Annotated in this window: 12 protein-coding genes; 4 read left to right on the forward strand and 8 right to left on the reverse strand. The window is 42.8% G+C overall.

The genetic code is table 11. The features are described from left to right. Positions 1–55: 55 nt before the first annotated feature. The 8 genes from H6G28_RS08975 to H6G28_RS09010 form a co-directional block, all read right to left on the reverse strand. A complete protein-coding gene (locus tag H6G28_RS08975) occupies positions 56–919 on the reverse strand; it encodes a TauD/TfdA dioxygenase family protein (RefSeq protein WP_190670336.1) in 864 nt (287 codons plus the stop codon). Between the two features lie 77 nt (positions 920–996). Then, complete coding sequence (locus tag H6G28_RS08980) at positions 997–2094, reverse strand: aliphatic sulfonate ABC transporter substrate-binding protein (RefSeq protein ID WP_190590019.1); 1098 nt, start codon at positions 2092–2094, stop codon at positions 997–999. A 196-nt stretch (positions 2095–2290) separates the two neighbouring features. Next, the gene (locus H6G28_RS08985) at positions 2291–3115 is read right to left on the reverse strand and encodes a class I SAM-dependent methyltransferase (RefSeq protein ID WP_190670338.1); all 825 of its coding nucleotides are present in this window, start codon (positions 3113–3115) and stop codon (positions 2291–2293) included. A 217-nt stretch (positions 3116–3332) separates the two neighbouring features. Further along, complete coding sequence (locus tag H6G28_RS08990; RefSeq protein WP_190590021.1) at positions 3333–4817, reverse strand: amidohydrolase family protein; 1485 nt, start codon at positions 4815–4817, stop codon at positions 3333–3335. Between the two features lie 178 nt (positions 4818–4995). Then, positions 4996–6480, reverse strand: coding sequence for an amidohydrolase family protein (locus H6G28_RS08995; RefSeq protein ID WP_190670339.1), 1485 nt, complete (start codon positions 6478–6480; stop codon positions 4996–4998). Between the two features lie 214 nt (positions 6481–6694). Continuing rightward, positions 6695–7705: an ABC transporter substrate-binding protein gene (locus tag H6G28_RS09000; protein ID WP_190670341.1), complete on the reverse strand. Its 1011-nt coding sequence runs from the start codon at positions 7703–7705 to the stop codon at positions 6695–6697. An 18-nt stretch (positions 7706–7723) separates the two neighbouring features. Beyond that, complete coding sequence (locus tag H6G28_RS09005) at positions 7724–8053, reverse strand: 4Fe-4S binding protein (protein WP_190670343.1); 330 nt, start codon at positions 8051–8053, stop codon at positions 7724–7726. Next, positions 8050–9675 carry an FAD-dependent oxidoreductase gene (locus tag H6G28_RS09010; RefSeq protein ID WP_190670345.1) on the reverse strand — a complete coding sequence of 542 codons (1626 nt, stop codon included), beginning with the start codon at positions 9673–9675 and terminating at the stop codon, positions 8050–8052. Before H6G28_RS09010 ends, H6G28_RS09005 begins: the two co-directional genes overlap by 4 nt. A gap of 1023 nt (positions 9676–10698) precedes the next feature. On the opposite strand from H6G28_RS09010, the gene H6G28_RS09015 reads away from it, so the two are divergent. From H6G28_RS09015 to H6G28_RS09030, 4 genes are all read left to right on the forward strand, one after another. After that, positions 10699–12366 carry an iron uptake porin gene (locus H6G28_RS09015; protein ID WP_190670346.1) on the forward strand — a complete coding sequence of 556 codons (1668 nt, stop codon included), beginning with the start codon at positions 10699–10701 and terminating at the stop codon, positions 12364–12366. A 121-nt stretch (positions 12367–12487) separates the two neighbouring features. Then, entirely contained in the window at positions 12488–13621 is a 1134-nt protein-coding gene (ssuD, locus tag H6G28_RS09020) for an FMNH2-dependent alkanesulfonate monooxygenase (RefSeq protein WP_190670348.1), read from the forward strand. Next, positions 13618–14442: an aliphatic sulfonate ABC transporter permease SsuC gene (ssuC, locus tag H6G28_RS09025; RefSeq protein ID WP_190590028.1), complete on the forward strand. Its 825-nt coding sequence runs from the start codon at positions 13618–13620 to the stop codon at positions 14440–14442. Before ssuD ends, ssuC begins: the two co-directional genes overlap by 4 nt. Positions 14443–14524: 82 nt before the next feature. Next, a complete protein-coding gene (locus H6G28_RS09030; protein WP_190590029.1) occupies positions 14525–15298 on the forward strand; it encodes an ATP-binding cassette domain-containing protein in 774 nt (257 codons plus the stop codon). Positions 15299–15549: the final 251 nt, after the last annotated feature.

Here is a 15549-nt window from a genome sequence, read left to right on the forward strand (position 1 = left end):
GTAGGTAGTGCTACTCCAAAAAAATCACGCGGTACGGTACCTGGGAAACTCAAATTTAGAAAGGACGGCTACCTGCGAGGCTAACTCGCTTCATCACGCGGCGTTCATTTGCATCAAAAGCTTGACGGTAGTGTAAGGTAGCTTGATTGTCCCAATAAACAATATCGCCGACAGACCATTTGTGTTGGTAGTAAAACTGCGGTTGATTTAAATGTTCTCGCAACTGTTCGATGAGTTCTGCACCCTCTTCTGGTTCTAAACCGACAATTTCAACTTCTGTGGCGTAGTCCAAATAAAGAATTTTCTTACCGCTTTCAGGGTGTGTTCTGACCAAAGGATGGGGGAAAACAGGACTAATTAACGGAATATTGCGGTCAAGACGATATTTGGTTTTGGGTGCGTTACGTTCCCGTAAAAATGGATTGTAGGTAATTAACTGTAAATCTGCAATTCGGCGTTTAGTTGCTTCATCCAAAGTTTCATAAGCCAAATTCAGGTTCAACCAATAAGTATCACCACCTTGGCTTGGCACTTCCAAAGCATAAAGCAACGAACCAGCAGAAGGACGCGGAGTCCAATGGTGGTCGGAATGGAAGGCTAATTCTCCCGTACCTGTATAACCACCATCAACATTAGAAACGTTAATTACTACTGGTGTGACACCTGGTTGAGAAGCCAACACAGGAACATCATCTGGCGGAACATATAAATCGCCAAAATAATAGGCAAAATTCACCAGTTGCTCATCAGTCAACTTTTGATTTTTGAAGATTAAAATGTGGCGATCGCGCAAAGTTTGTTTCAGTTGTAAAATTACTTCCGGTGCAACAGGTTGACTCGCATCCAACCCAGTCACTACTGCACCTAAAGGTGCATCAATTGGTGTAATTTTTACTTCTGTTAACGTCAATGTTGGCATAATCTCTCCTCACGGTTGCACGAAAAATTTCTACAAAATCCCCTATTCCCCATTCCCTACTCCCCACTCCCTATTTCTCACTTTTTCGCCAACACATCCGCCGGAGTGATTTTGGCATATTCTTCAGGAGTTAAAAATCCGTCTCTCACATTTACTTTTTTCGGTATTTGACCTAATGCAAACCATTTATCTGCAACTTCTTGCTGTTTAGCAATCACTTGTTCGGTAATTGGTTTCAAGCCATAGTCATACTTTTCGTGCATAATTTCTAGGGTAGGCGCATCAAGCTGAGTCACTGGAGCTAGTAATTTTGCGACTTCTGCACGATTCTCCTTAGTCCAGAGTTCTGCTTTTTCTAGCTCCTCAAAAAACACTTTAATGACATCAGGATGTTTTTGATAAAACTCTCTTGTAGTTGAGTAAAAATTACCTGTATCGCGTAAACTTCCCCCATCTAAAAGTACGCGACCAACTTTCTTTTGTACGGCTCTAGTTACAAATGGTTCCCAAATAAACCACCCATCTACTTTGCCTTGGCTAAATGCTACGTTAGCATCAGGTGGAGGTAAGAAAACAGACTGTACATCACTTAATTTTAATCCATTTGATTCTAAGGCTTTAACTAAAAGATAGTGACCAATTGAGGCTTTTTGAAAAGCAACTTTTTTACCTTTCAAGTCAGCAATAGATTTCACAGGAGAGTTACTTGGAACCAACAGTGAGACAGCTTTACCACTAGGTTGCGTAGTACCTAGATAGACCAGAGGTGTGCCTGCGGCTTGGGAAAATACTGGTGGTGATTCTGCGGTTGATGCAATATCAAGTCCACCCGCATTTAAAGCTTCTAACTGTTGTGGCCCCGCAGCAAATTCTGGCCATTCTACTTTATAACCTAGTGGTTCTAATCGTTTTTCTAAATTACCTTGTTTTTCTAAAACAGCTAGTGCTGAAAGTTGTTTTGACCGCACAATTCGCACCACTTTTTTTTCAGTATTAGTGTTAGTTGGTGCGGCATTATTGGGTGCAGATGCTTGCGGTTGATTATTATTAGATGGTGCATTACAACTAAACAGAGTCGTTGATAATGCTAAAGAATAACCAGCTACAAATAGTAGAGAACGACGGTTAATTTTGAGATGTTTCAGAAAATTAAATTTTTCGGGTGAGACTGACATAGTTCGCTGAGTAATGCTTGGATAAAAATTAAGAAATAGGGTGGATATTACTTACCCACCCTGTATTGACTCGATGAGGGACTGAAAACTCAATCAACTGTTAGGAGGCAACTTTTAAAAACTTATATTCTGGAAGGTTACAGATTAGTCAAAATCTCTGACATCAACCTTCTCTTAACTTTTAAATTTTGCTTGGTTAATGCTTCCAAACCACATGAATATTAGCTGTAATTTCTTCTGTAAATTTTCCAGAAGGTTCAACTGCTAATAATGTCTCTTGTAAATCAGCTTCAAATGCTGGAGCATTATCACCAAAGAAAATTTTTAAGGCAAAAGCTGTAGTGTATAAATAGCCAAGGTAACTAGAGACTGTCCAAGTTTTTTGAAATGGAACTTCAAACACTTCTTGACGAGCAAAAGCAGAATTAGCAATTACCACTTCATGAGGTGGATCTACTGGTTTACGAACACCTTGTCCCCTTTGTCCAGTCCGACGTTCTTCACCTAACCATTTTTTGACAACACTAATAGCGGCTTGTTTCCAAGGAAGAGAACTTGACCAAGGGTTTTCGTTAGTATTAATTAGAGCTATGCCACCATCATCAGCAAGTAGCTCATAAAGTTTCTCTAATACTAATTCTCGCTCCATCCAATGAAAAGCTCTACCGATGGTAACTAAATTAAATATTCCTAAACTAGAGTCAATAAGTTCTGCACCTTTTTCTATCCAAGTAATATTATTAGCTCCCTCTGCTGCTGCTTGACGTTGCGCTTCTTGCAACATTTCTGAAGAAGGATCTATCGCAATTACTTCGGCAAATTGAGTCCGCAAAGGAATAGAAATTAATCCTGGGCCACAGCCTAAATCTAAAAGTCTGCCTTGACCGTTAAGCTTAAATATTTCTGTTAATTTAGCAAATAACTCAGGTGGATATTTAGTTCTGTACTGAGCGTAACCTTCCGCAGCACCTTCAAATAAGGTTGGGTCATAATTAGGAAGGGTTTTTAATGCTTGTACCATTATAAAATTTCCTTTCAAGTTAGGAAAATAGGATGGACATTTAATTATGCCCACCCTAGAGTTAACGAGTAGACAACTGTATTGAAGTGTGAAGTCTGAAGTATGAAGTGGAAAATTTTTATCCTTCAGACTTTTACTTCTTAATCATGATTTTTTTGACATGATCAATTGCAGAAAACCTGATTTATGAAGTTGTATTGATTTCAGAATTCATACTTCATACTTCAGACTTTTGCAAATATTTTTCTGCATCTTTTTCAACTGCTGTACCTTTGAAAAAGTCGCGGTTGAGGCTGGTGTACAACTCTAAAGGATGGATGGAGAGGAAATAACGTAAATCTTCTGCTGTGATGATTTCTTGTTCTACCATTGCGTAAGCATTGGCAACAACAGCAGTAATATCCGGCACATCCCAGTGACCAGCATCGGAACCTAAGAAAGCTTTGACTCGATTGCCAAAAGGTAAGGCTGCTCGGTTAAATGCCTGTGATACCCGTGTATCATCGGATTCTGTGCCGAAGTAGAAGTGATTCAAGAAGCGATCGCGCACATCTTCTGGTTTCTCAATCCCCGCCAGTGCAAATTCATCTAGTTCACCTGGGTCTTCAGGAGCCAATAAGTGATGGTGGAATCCCAAACCATCGCCAATTTGATCCAACCGACCATGCACTAATTCGCCACCATAACGCGCATAGTATTCGGTGAGGGCTTCTTTATCTACCAATCTGGGGTCATTCCCACTTAACAAATGCTGTTTGTTGCGGGTTTCCCAATGCCAGATAATATCGGCGTATAAACTAGCACCCCAAGCTGAACCGCCTTCCATAAAGGCAAATTTTAAGGAGGGGAAGCGACGGGTAACACCACCAAAGAATAGGGATTTACAGAGTGCTTCGGCAGCGATCGCAAAGTGGTTGATGTGATTATACTGGGCGTTAGTAACGGAGCGTTGAGTCGTCCAACCTTGGCTAGAAGCGTGCGTCGTTGGTATCACCTTTAATTCAACGCACTTCGCCCAAAATGGATCGTAATCATACTCACTATCCAAGCCAAAGTTATCAATCCAAACCACCTCATTGGCTACTTCCGGGCCATACTTCTCAAAAGCCGGAATCGGACGGCGCACATAACCAGGGATTTGAATTGTTTTCAGTCCCAAAACATTCACCGCATATTCCAATTCTTCAATCGCCTCTTGGGGCGTGTGCATTGGGATAGCTGCAATTGGGGTGATTCTATCAGCATAGGGACGGAAAATATCAGCGTGGTAAATGTTAATCGCCCGACAAACAGCCCGACGCATTTCTTCATTGCCAATATTGGGAGCCATCGTCGCCAAGTTAGGATAGACGACAGCAAAATCTGTACCCGATTCTTGCAGCCGTTCGTGGAGTAACTTCGGCAAGCTGATAGTAGCTAGATTTAAAGTATTTTTGGTAGGACGACCCCACCAGTTAGGCCGATTGGTGCGATATGCAAAACGCTCTTCCCAGCTTTGCTTGTACCACTTAAAGCGGGAAGCCCCTGGTAAATGTTCCTTGAATCGTTCGGCAATCGCACTTCCACCAACTTGTTCTAAATAATCTAAGACTGCTGGTTCAAATTCCTGGGTATGGACATCGGTATCGATGACCGGATAACCCAGCTTTTCCCGAATCTGCGCCGACCTAGATTTTTGTGGACGTTCTAAGGCAATGGTCATGATGGTTTACCTATTAGACTTCTGGTACTGATGTTGGAGAAGAAGAATTTTTTTTGTCTCACGCAGAGGCGCAAAGGCGCAAAGAGTTATGGGATTTATGCAAGAACTCTCTCAAACTCTTCTTCGCGCCCTACCCTGCGGGAAGCCGCTAACGCGTCTATGCGCCCTTTGCGGTTCGTTAAACTGATTGACTTGCCAAATACTCTTCTGCTGCTGTTTCCACCGCCGTTCCCTTGAAGAAATCGCGGTTGAGGCTGGTGTACAATTCCAACGGATGAATCGACAAGAAATAACGCAAATCTTCTTCGTTCAAAATCCCGCGTTCGACAAAAGAATAGGCATTAGCCGCAACCGCAGTAATATCAGGCACATCCCAGTGACCAGAGTCAGAACCTAAGAAAGCTTTGATGCGATCCCTGTATGGATTCGCCTTTCGGTTAAAGGCATGGGCAACACGGGTATCATCTGATTCTGTGCCGAAGTAGAAGCTATTTAAGAAGCGATCGCGGATATCTTCTGGCTGCTTCACTCCTGCTAACGCAAACTCATCCAGTTCACCAGGATCATGCGGTGCTACCAAATCGGCGTGGAAGCCTAAACCACTACCCAAGCCATCCAAGCGGCCATGTACATGTTCGCCACCATAGCGGAGGTAATACTCTAAGAGTTCTTCGCGGTTGACATTAGCCGGGTTGTTAAATTCCAGCATGTGGTCTTTGTTGCGCGTATCCCAGTGCCAAATCAAATCGGTGTAGAGACTCGCACCCCAAGCCGAACCACCTTCTAAAAAGGCAAATTTCAAGGTCGGGAAGCGATGAGTCACACCACCGAAGAACAAAGCTTTACAGAGTGCTTCTCCAGCAGAAGCAAAATGTCCAATGTGGTTGTATTGATAGTTGGATATAGAACGACGTTGTATCCAGCCCATACCACTAGAATGGGTGGTAGGAACAACTTTTAATTCGACGCACTTCGCCCAGAAGGGGTCGTAATCATATTTACTATCTAAGCCATAGGTATCAATCCAAATAGCTTCATTGGCAACTTCTTGGCCATACTTCTCAAAGGCGGGAATCGGACGGCGGACGTGTCCAGGGATTTGAATAGCTTTTAATCCTAAGACTTTGACAGCATATTCTAATTCGGCGATCGCTTCTTCGGGAGTGTTCATCGGGATTGCTGCGATCGGTGTCAGGCGATCGGCATATTGGCGGAAAATGTCGGCGTGGTATGTATTCACCGCCCGACAAACAGCCAACCGCATTTCCTCGTTACCGATGTGGGGAGCCATTGTTGCCAAGTTAGGATACACAACTGCGAAGTCTGTACCAGCTTCTTGCAGTCTTTCGTGTAGTAACTTTGGCAAACTAATAGTGGCTAAATTCAGCGCATCATTGGTTGGACGAGTCCAAAATGGTGGACGCGCAGTCCGATAAGCGCGACGTTCTTCCCAAGATTGTTTAAACCATTTAGAACGAGATGAACCTGGTAGATGGTCTTGGAAACGTTCAACAATTTTGCTTCCAGCAACTTGCTCTAAATAATCTAAAAAAGCCGGGGGAAATTCTTGGGTATGAACATCTGTATCAATGATGGGATAACCCAATTTTTCCCGAATCTGCGCCGATTTAGTTTTTTTCGGACGCTCTAATGCAATAGTCATAGGAATAATCCCGGTTATATGTTTTCAGTACATGGCGGGGATGGCAATGTTTTTTAACTCAGACTAGTAGTCTGCCAAGAGAACTTTGTGTGGTGGCTGGCAGAGGGGCAGAGGGGCAGAGGAGAGAGTACCTTCATTCCCCCCTGCTCCCCTGCTCCCTTACAGGGTCTACACAGCAATATTGGGTTGGTGGACTACTAGAGATGATGCAAGACTATTTCACCATCCAATCTGATAAAGCAAAGTCTGACTTCGCTAACTTTTGCGCTACCAGAAAATTTTTCGTACCTTCTAAAAGTTTCACTCCTTCAGATGGAAATGGTTCTTCAGGAACTTGATTGAGTGGGTAAGATGTCTTGATAATGTTGACTGGATATTTACTAGTCTGAGCGTGATATTTGTAATATTCTTCGGAGTTAGCTTTTAAATCTTTGACAGATGTTGTCAGGATTGTATTGAACTTCTGGGGAAAATCTGGCTTTTGGGCGAGAAACTTTTCTGTTGCAACTACTAATGATGTCCCCGACAAACCTTGATGATCTGCCGATGAATCAATTATCGGAAACCCTTGGGATTTGAGAAAAGGCCCCATATCGCTAGAAGTTGCATAAGCCGCAATATCACCACGTTCTAAAGCTGACTTTGCCTCGGTACTCATTAAGTGAACAACTTTGACATCTTTAGCCAATTTTGTCTGATCTAATAAACCCAACAGGTAGCGGTGCATATATGAGCCTTTTTGGGTAGCTATTCTCTGCCCTTTTAGTTCAGTCAAAGAATTTGCCCCGTTTTTCTTCGCTACTAGCCAAGCGGTGTTATTAAATTGAGTAATCCGCAGCAACCTAGTATCAATACCCCTAGCTTTCAGAACTACGGCTGGTGTATCCCCCAAAAAACCAACATCTATTTGTCCTGCAACCAGAGACTCATTTAAATCTGGGCCGTTACCAAATCTGGCAAAGGTAATATTCTGAAATCCAGATTTTTGCAGTTCTCGTTCTAATATTCCTTGTTTTTTTGCCCAACCTAAAGGCCCTGTAGGTTCTGCACTCCCCACATAGCCTATGCGTAAGGTAGTTACAGCCGGACTAACATTTTCCGCTTGGACTTTAGAACTATTACTGCCTTGGCTACAAGCTGTTGTTAGTAGCAGCAGGAAGCAAACAACTACAGTTGATATTGTTTTTGGTCTGAAGAAACTATTTCCTACTGCAAACGACAGCATATCTATATTGATTACTCCTTATTTCATCTGTTTTAAGACTTGAAAAGTTTGGTCGGTTTTGGCAGTAGAAGTTTGCTGCTTTCCCCAACCAACATTTTTGCGGTAACTGCCCAATAATCCGGTAGCCGCCAATTCTGCCTCGTTAACTGAGGTTTGTAGCTCCGTGTCTGGTGCTACATAAAGAGCGTCAACGGGGCAGTACAATTCGCACATAAAGCAGGTTTGACAATCGCTTTGACGTGCAATTGTGGGCGGTGCATCAGGTACAATATCAAATACGTTGGTAGGGCAAACGTTAACGCAGAGATTACACTGAATACATCGTGACTCGCTGACTAACTCAATCACGCTGCTGCTCCTGCTACTGATAAAGATTTATCGGTACTGCTGAGTGGTTGAGTTTTGACCCAAACTTGATCTAAACCACCGCTAATTAAGTAATGCTGTTGATTAGCATCTTGTTGGGGATAGTCTTGGTGTTTGTGCATACCCCGTGTTTCTTTGCGTTCTAAGGCACTGTTGTACATCCATCTTGCTGTCGCTACCATTGCGGCGGCTTCTCGCGCTCGGATGAGTTGACTGTCTTCTATTTGGGTATCGCGGATTATTTGCCACAGGTTATCCAGGCGGGAAAGAGAATCGGATAAGCCTTTTTCTGTGCGGAAGTAATTGCGATTGTAGGGGAAGACTTCGGTTTGTACGGCTTGGATAAATTCGTTGATGTTTGGGCTAGAAGCGTTCTCAGCTTTGGGTTGTAATGCTGCTTCACCCACGCCGCGAACTAGGCGTTGATTTGCTTGCTGTCCTAAGTTTAAGGCATACTGCGCCGCCGAATTTCCCGCCCAATAACCAGAGGAAATTGCCCAAGCTGCATTATGGCTACCGCCACCTGTAAACCCACCACAAATTAATTCGCGGGTAGCCGCATCACCAGCTGCATACAATCCAGGGACGGAAGCAGCGCAGGTGTCATCGGTAATCCGAATGCCACCTGTACCGCGTACTGTACCTTCTAGGCGTAAGGTAATGCGAAAACGCTGGGTAAATGGGTCGATTCGCGCTCTATCAAAGGGTAAGAAGAAGTTGGGCTGGGCTGAACGCATAGATGAGCGCATTTCTGGGGACGCTTGATCTAAAATTGCGTAAACAGGCTGTTGCAGTAAGGTTTCTGCAATCACAGAACGTCCACGTTGGGAACCTGCGCCAGGTACGGGCGTGCCATCTTCGTAGGTAAAGGTAGCCCAGTTGTAGAAGAGGGTTTTGGTGACTGAGGAAAAGGCAGGAGAGATGCCGTAAGCATTGGAAAACTCCATACCCGACATTTCGGCACCTGCTTCTGCCGCCATCAAGTAACCATCCCCAGTTAGGATGTTGCACCCTAACGCTTTGCTCAAGAATGCACAACCACCTGTGGCGATGATGGTCGCTCCCGATATGACTTTCCACTTTTCATGAGTTTGGCGGTTAATCCCCGTTGCGCCGGCAACTTTGCCTTCTGCGTCTACCAAAAGTTCTAAGGCGGGGCTGTGGTCTAAGATTTTGACTCCAGCCCGTTGAATTTGCCGCCGCATTAGCCGCATATATTCTGGGCCTTGGAGCGATCGCCGATATGGTTTACCTTCATCATCGGTGGGGAAGGGATAACCCCAATCAGCTAATAAGTTGACGTTCGTAAATGTCTGATCCAAAACACGCTTCATCCAACTGCGATCGGCTAAGAATCCCCCCAATGATTCTCGACTCGCCATTGCAGTCTCTCGTGCTTCTGGTTCGGGTGGTACATACCACACGCCATTACCAGAGGCCGCCGCACATCCCGACGTACCACAGTAACCTTTGTCTACCAATACCACCCTCGCCCCACCAGACGCAGCACTCCAAGCAGCCCATGTACCTGCCGGGCCACCTCCAATTACAAGTACATCTGCCTCTAAATTGAGTGCAAAATTATTTACCAACGTCTTCAACATTCACCTTCTCTCCCCATTGATAGCTGCACACCGGAGAAAATTCTTTTCTTACTCTGCTAACTGCTTAATAACAGTCCTAGTACATCAGTTTTTGTGGCTGATGATTAGCAGATTTGTCTTATTAATACGGTAACTTGACCAATTTACCGTAGTTTTAACCATAACGAAGTCTCTCATGGTTCTCTAAAAAAAGCAAGCCTCTTTGATCAATTCCCAAGTAACGTTATATGAAGCAGCCTTTATGCCCAGACAAATGGCTTGCTTTTTACATTAGTTTATGCAAATATCACAAGAGTAATCACAAACAACATAAACTCTATCGATTTACCGTTGTTTAAGTATCTAGTATCAAACATAAACCAAGTTTGGGCTATTTATCTATCATTACCAACCCGACTCAGATGTTTGTTGAGTTGGCAGAAATTGATATCAACTAGGTACTACGAGATATTATCACTAGATTTACAAGCCGAATTATGCCAGTTAAAAATTTTTACTAGAAATGTTTAATTTTCTCCAAACAACTTTTATTTGTCATGAAATTTGTATAAAAATTTGAATTTTTCGCTTGACAAATACACCATAAAATCTGAAAAAATGAATCATCAATAATATTTTATTAGTTCAATCGGGGCAATTGAATTAATAATCTATGGAACTAAAGGATTTGGATTGTCGGAAACAAAATTTATCAGCATTTGCATTGATTCAGTGTTTAATTATTTTTTAAGAATTCAGCAATCAGGAATCATAAATAGGAATTTCCCAAAAATCCAGGATAATCGATTCTTTGCTTGATCAATGTTTTCTGTTTTGTCTCAGCATCTTAACTCCTAAAATTATTATTCCTTCATGCTGACAAAATTGTTTTGTAAAAATTGATTGATAGTTAACAAGTAAATATTGCAACTAAATAACTTGGAAAACATAAATTCCAGGAATAATATCATCCCTATTTTTGCTCTTACATAAGGTTTTATTACCTTTGCTAGAACATAAATCCAGATTTTGTGAGAACAACCCATGTCTAAATTTTTGTGGAAACATTTGCTAGTGATCCCCACCGTTTTTTATGGATTTTTATTTCTATCTTCAGTAGCAAATGCAGATGTTTCTAACGTCACACCAACAGAAACTCAAGCAACACAAGAAATCCCCAAGACAATTACGCAACTTGAAGAAGTCAACAATTCTGCCACTGAAATGACTGGACAAGTGACATCAGTTTCGCAACTATCTGATGTCAGACCGACAGATTGGGCATTTCAGGCCTTGCAATCTCTGGTAGAACGCTATGGTACGATCGCAGGCTATCCAGATGGTACATTTAAAGGCAACCGTGCTTTAAGTCGCTATGAATTCGCCGCAGGTTTAAATGCTGCACTTGACCGCCTGAGTGAGTTGATTGCTTCTAATACTGCTGATTTAGTTAAGAAAGAAGATTTAGCGACACTGGAAAAACTACAAGCAGAATTCGCCCCGGAATTACAACAATTACGCGCAAGACTAGATAGTTTAGAAGCGCGGACTGCGGAAGTAGAAGCCAATCAATTTTCTACTACGACTAAACTAGTGGGTGATGCTGTATTTATAGTAGCTGATACCTTTGGCGATCGCGCCAACAATCGCCCCGCCAATGATACAAAAGATGATACTCAAACCGTTTTTGGCTATCGCTCTCGGTTAATTTTACAAACTAGCTTTACGGGCAGAGACCAACTTTCAGCCATCTTATCATCCAATACTATTCCTAACTTAACCAGCAGCACTGGCACAGCCATGACGCGGTTTACATTTGATAGAGGTAATGATGAAGGCGTATTTCTAAGCCAATTAGTCTACCGTTTTCCTCTAGGGAAAAATGCCACTATTTGGGTAGGGCCAAGAGCATTGCAACCAGCTCTTTATGCTCCAACTTTAAACTCTGCTATAGGTGGACTGAATGGTGCTGTTTCTCGATTTGCCACATTTAACCCAACTGTTTACAGACCTGGTTTTGATGGTGCTGGTGCGGCTTTGGGTTACAAATTTAGTAATCAAATACAATTGAGTTTAGGCTACACAGCCGATAACCTCCAGGCTAGTAATCCTAGTGGCACAGGTAACGGATTTACTGATGCTAATAACATCATTTTCAGTCAGCTAACTTTATCGCCCAGCCGTCAGTTAGATATTGGTCTCACCTACGCACATAAATATTTTGGGACTAGAACTGGGTTTAACTTAACTGGTGGTACAGGTAGTGCTTTCGCCAGAAATCCGTTTGAACAAAACTCCACCTCAACCGATAACTTTGGGTTGCAATTTAATTGGAGAGCCAGCCGCCGCGTTGTTGTCGGTGGTTGGTTTGGCTATACATTGGCTCATCAAGAAAGTGGCCCTGATAACGATGCCACAATCATTAATGGCGCACTCACACTTGCTTTTCCAGACTTATTTAAAGAAGGTAATGTTGGTGGATTTATCGTGGGTGTACCACCAAAAGTTACGAGCAACGATTATCGGCCTAGAGCAAACGCCGCACGTCGGGAAGACCCAGATACGTCTTTACATTTAGAAGCTTTTTATACATTCCGCGTGAATGATAACGTGCGGGTGACACCAACTTTTTATGTGATTACAAGTCCAGAACATAACGATGCTAATGATGCAATTTGGGTAGGTGCATTGCGGACTACCTTTAGCTTCTAAGACAAAAAAAAGAAATTGTCAAATTTGGACTTGTGTTTCTCATGATTTACGGTATAATCATCACTATTAAATACGGTAACTCTACCGAAAAACCGTAGTTTATTAAGTTAGCTTAACAATAATGCAAATTCTTTGGTTTATACCTACGGCGCGTGACGGACAATATTTAGGAACACAACTTGGGGGACGGGATGCAACTCCAGAGTATTTACAGCAAATTGCCCAAGCTGTAGATAACTTAGGCTATACAGGCGCTTTATTGCCCACAGGGCCTTTTTGTGAAGATGCTTGGATAACAGCCGCCTCACTCATCTCTGTTACCAAAAGGATGAAGTTTTTAGTAGCGATTCGTCCTGGAATTAGTTCACCCAGCTTTGCGGCACGGATGGCAGCAACGTTTGACCGAATGTCGCATGGGCGATTGCTAATTAACGTCGTCACAGGTGGAGAACCAAAGCAATTAGCAGGGGATGGCTTGCATCTAAGTCATGACGATCGCTATGACTTAACTGATGAATTCCTCACAGTTTGGCGGGGAATTATGAGTGGGGAAACAGTGGATTTCCAAGGTAAATACCTTGATATTCAAGGCGGTAAACTGTTATTTCCACCCCTTCAAAAACCCTATCCGCCACTGTGGTTTGGCGGTTCATCAGCAGCAGCCCAGCGTGTTGCCGCCAAACACGTAGATGCTTATTTAACTTGGGGAGAACCCCCAGAACAAGTCGCCCAAAAAATTGCTGAAGTTAAGCAACTAGCAGCAGCCCAAGGTAGAAGCGTGCGTTTTGGGATTCGTTTGCACGTCATTGTGCGGGAAACTGAGTCCGCCGCTTGGGATGCAGCCAACGAGTTGATTAAATACGTCGATGAAGATGCGATCGCCCAAGCCCAAAAAGCCTTTGCTAGTTCCGATTCCGAGGGGCAGCGACGGATGACGCAACTACACAACGGCAGTCGAGAAACTCTAGAAATTAGCCCTAACCTCTGGACAGGAATTGGATTAGTCAGAGGTGGTGCTGGTACAGCATTAGTTGGTGATCCCGATACCGTAGCCGCCAGGATGTTGGAATATCAAAAACTAGGCATAGAAACCTTCATATTTTCTGGATATCCCCATCTAGAAGAAGCGTATCGGACTGCCGAATTATTATTTCCGCACCTGCCGTTACAAACTGAATCGGCACCATCCACACAACCAGTTTTGACTTCTATCGCCAGTGAAAAATTTGCGAAACAACTAACGAGTGCCTCATGACTATTACCTTAAAAAACACCAAAAATATCAGCATCTCGCTGAGTGAGTTATTCCAAAATCAGCAAGTCCAAAAAATAGTCCCTTGGATTGTGCCGATTAGTGTAGTCATACTTTGGGAGTTATCATCCAGAGTTGGTTTACTTTCCAATCGGATTTTACCTGCGCCCAGTGGCGTAGTAATTACAGCACTTAGATTAGCTGCCAGTGGCGAATTATTTCAACATATAGGAATTAGTGCCGGAAGAGCAATTTCTGGTTTTTTAGTTGGGGGCAGTATTGGGTTTAGTTTGGGTTTACTCAATGGGATTTTTCCTGTTGCAGAGAAACTCTTGGATAGTTCATTACAAATGCTGCGAACAATCCCTAACTTGGCATTAATTCCCCTAGTAATTTTATGGTTTGGTATTGGTGATCAAGCCAGATTATTTCTTGTCTCTATGGGTGTATTTTTCCCTTTATATTTAAATACATTTCATGGAATTCGTAGCGTCAATCCAGGATTGATTGAAATGGGACGAGTCTATGGATTAAAGCCCGTACAACTTTTGTGGCAAATCATTTTACCAGGGGCATTATCTTCAATTCTTGTCGGTGTACGCTTTTCTTTAGGAATTATGTGGCTGACACTGATTGTTGCCGAAACAATCGCTGCTGATTCTGGATTAGGCTACATGGCGATGAATGCCCGTGAATTTATGCAAACTGATGTTGTAGTTTTGAGTATTTTTATTTATGCCTTGTTGGGCAAATTAGCAGATGCAACTGCCAGATTTTTAGAAAGAAAATGGTTGGCTTGGCATCCTAATTATCAAAATGTCTAGTAATTCTCACTTCTCATCAGAAAAGAGAGTAGGGAGTAGGCTTTCTCACAAACAAAAATGGACAATGTACTAAGGAGGTATTATGAGTATTCATCCACAAGGAACCCAACTAAGTATTTTAGATTTAACGAAGGCTTTCGGTAAAAAAACTGTTTTAAATTCCATTAATTTGGAAGTATCACCTGGAGAATTTGTTGCCATTGTTGGACGTAGTGGTTGTGGTAAAAGTACCTTATTACGCCTTGTCTCTGGGTTAGAAAAAGCAAGTGCTGGCGGGATTCTGTTAGATGGAGAACCATTACGGAAATTGAGTAGTTCCGTCAGAGTGATGTTCCAAGATCCCCGCTTGTTGGAATGGAAGCGCGTCATTCAAAACGTAGGCTTAGGATTACAAAACAATTGGCGCGAAAAAGCCCAGTGGGCATTAGAACAGGTGGGATTGGATGATAGAGGGGAAGAATGGCCATCGGTACTCTCTGGAGGACAAAGACAAAGGGTATCTTTAGCTAGAGCCTTAGTGAGTCAACCCCGTTTATTACTATTAGATGAGCCTCTAGGCGCGTTAGATGCTCTGACTCGAATTGATATGCAAAAATTGATTGAAAAACTGTGGCAAGAACAGCAGTTTACAGCTTTTTTAGTAACTCATGATGTGGAAGAAGCTGTAGCCTTAGCAGACCGTGTAATTTTAATTGAAGACGGCAGAATCGCTCTTGATTTACCTGTCAATCTCCCTCGCCCCAGAGATAGAGGTAATGAAGTATTTGTGAGCATCAGAGAAACAATTCTCGACCAAGTAATGAATCGAGAAGGTAGCTATGCTTACAAGGAATTATTGCAGTTGGGCAGTTATTAATTCAAGACTAATGTGGTGATAGGAAAAGTAAAGGGTGTGACAAAGGAGTGTAGGGGTTGTGATGGTGTAGATAGAACAGGACTTACGCACAAAGATTATCTGTGGAGATTGGGTGTAAGGGTGAAAGGGTTTGGGGTGTAAGGATTTTGAATCAGTACACACGCCACTTGGCTCAAGTCGGGAAACCCGCCCACGCCAGTGGCTCCCCTATACCCCTGAACCCTCGCCACAACCCTTGATTTTTCGTTTTG

Origin of the sequence: Nostoc sp. FACHB-190 (genome assembly GCF_014696905.1) — a bacterium.
Classification (GTDB): domain Bacteria; phylum Cyanobacteriota; class Cyanobacteriia; order Cyanobacteriales; family Nostocaceae; genus Nostoc_B.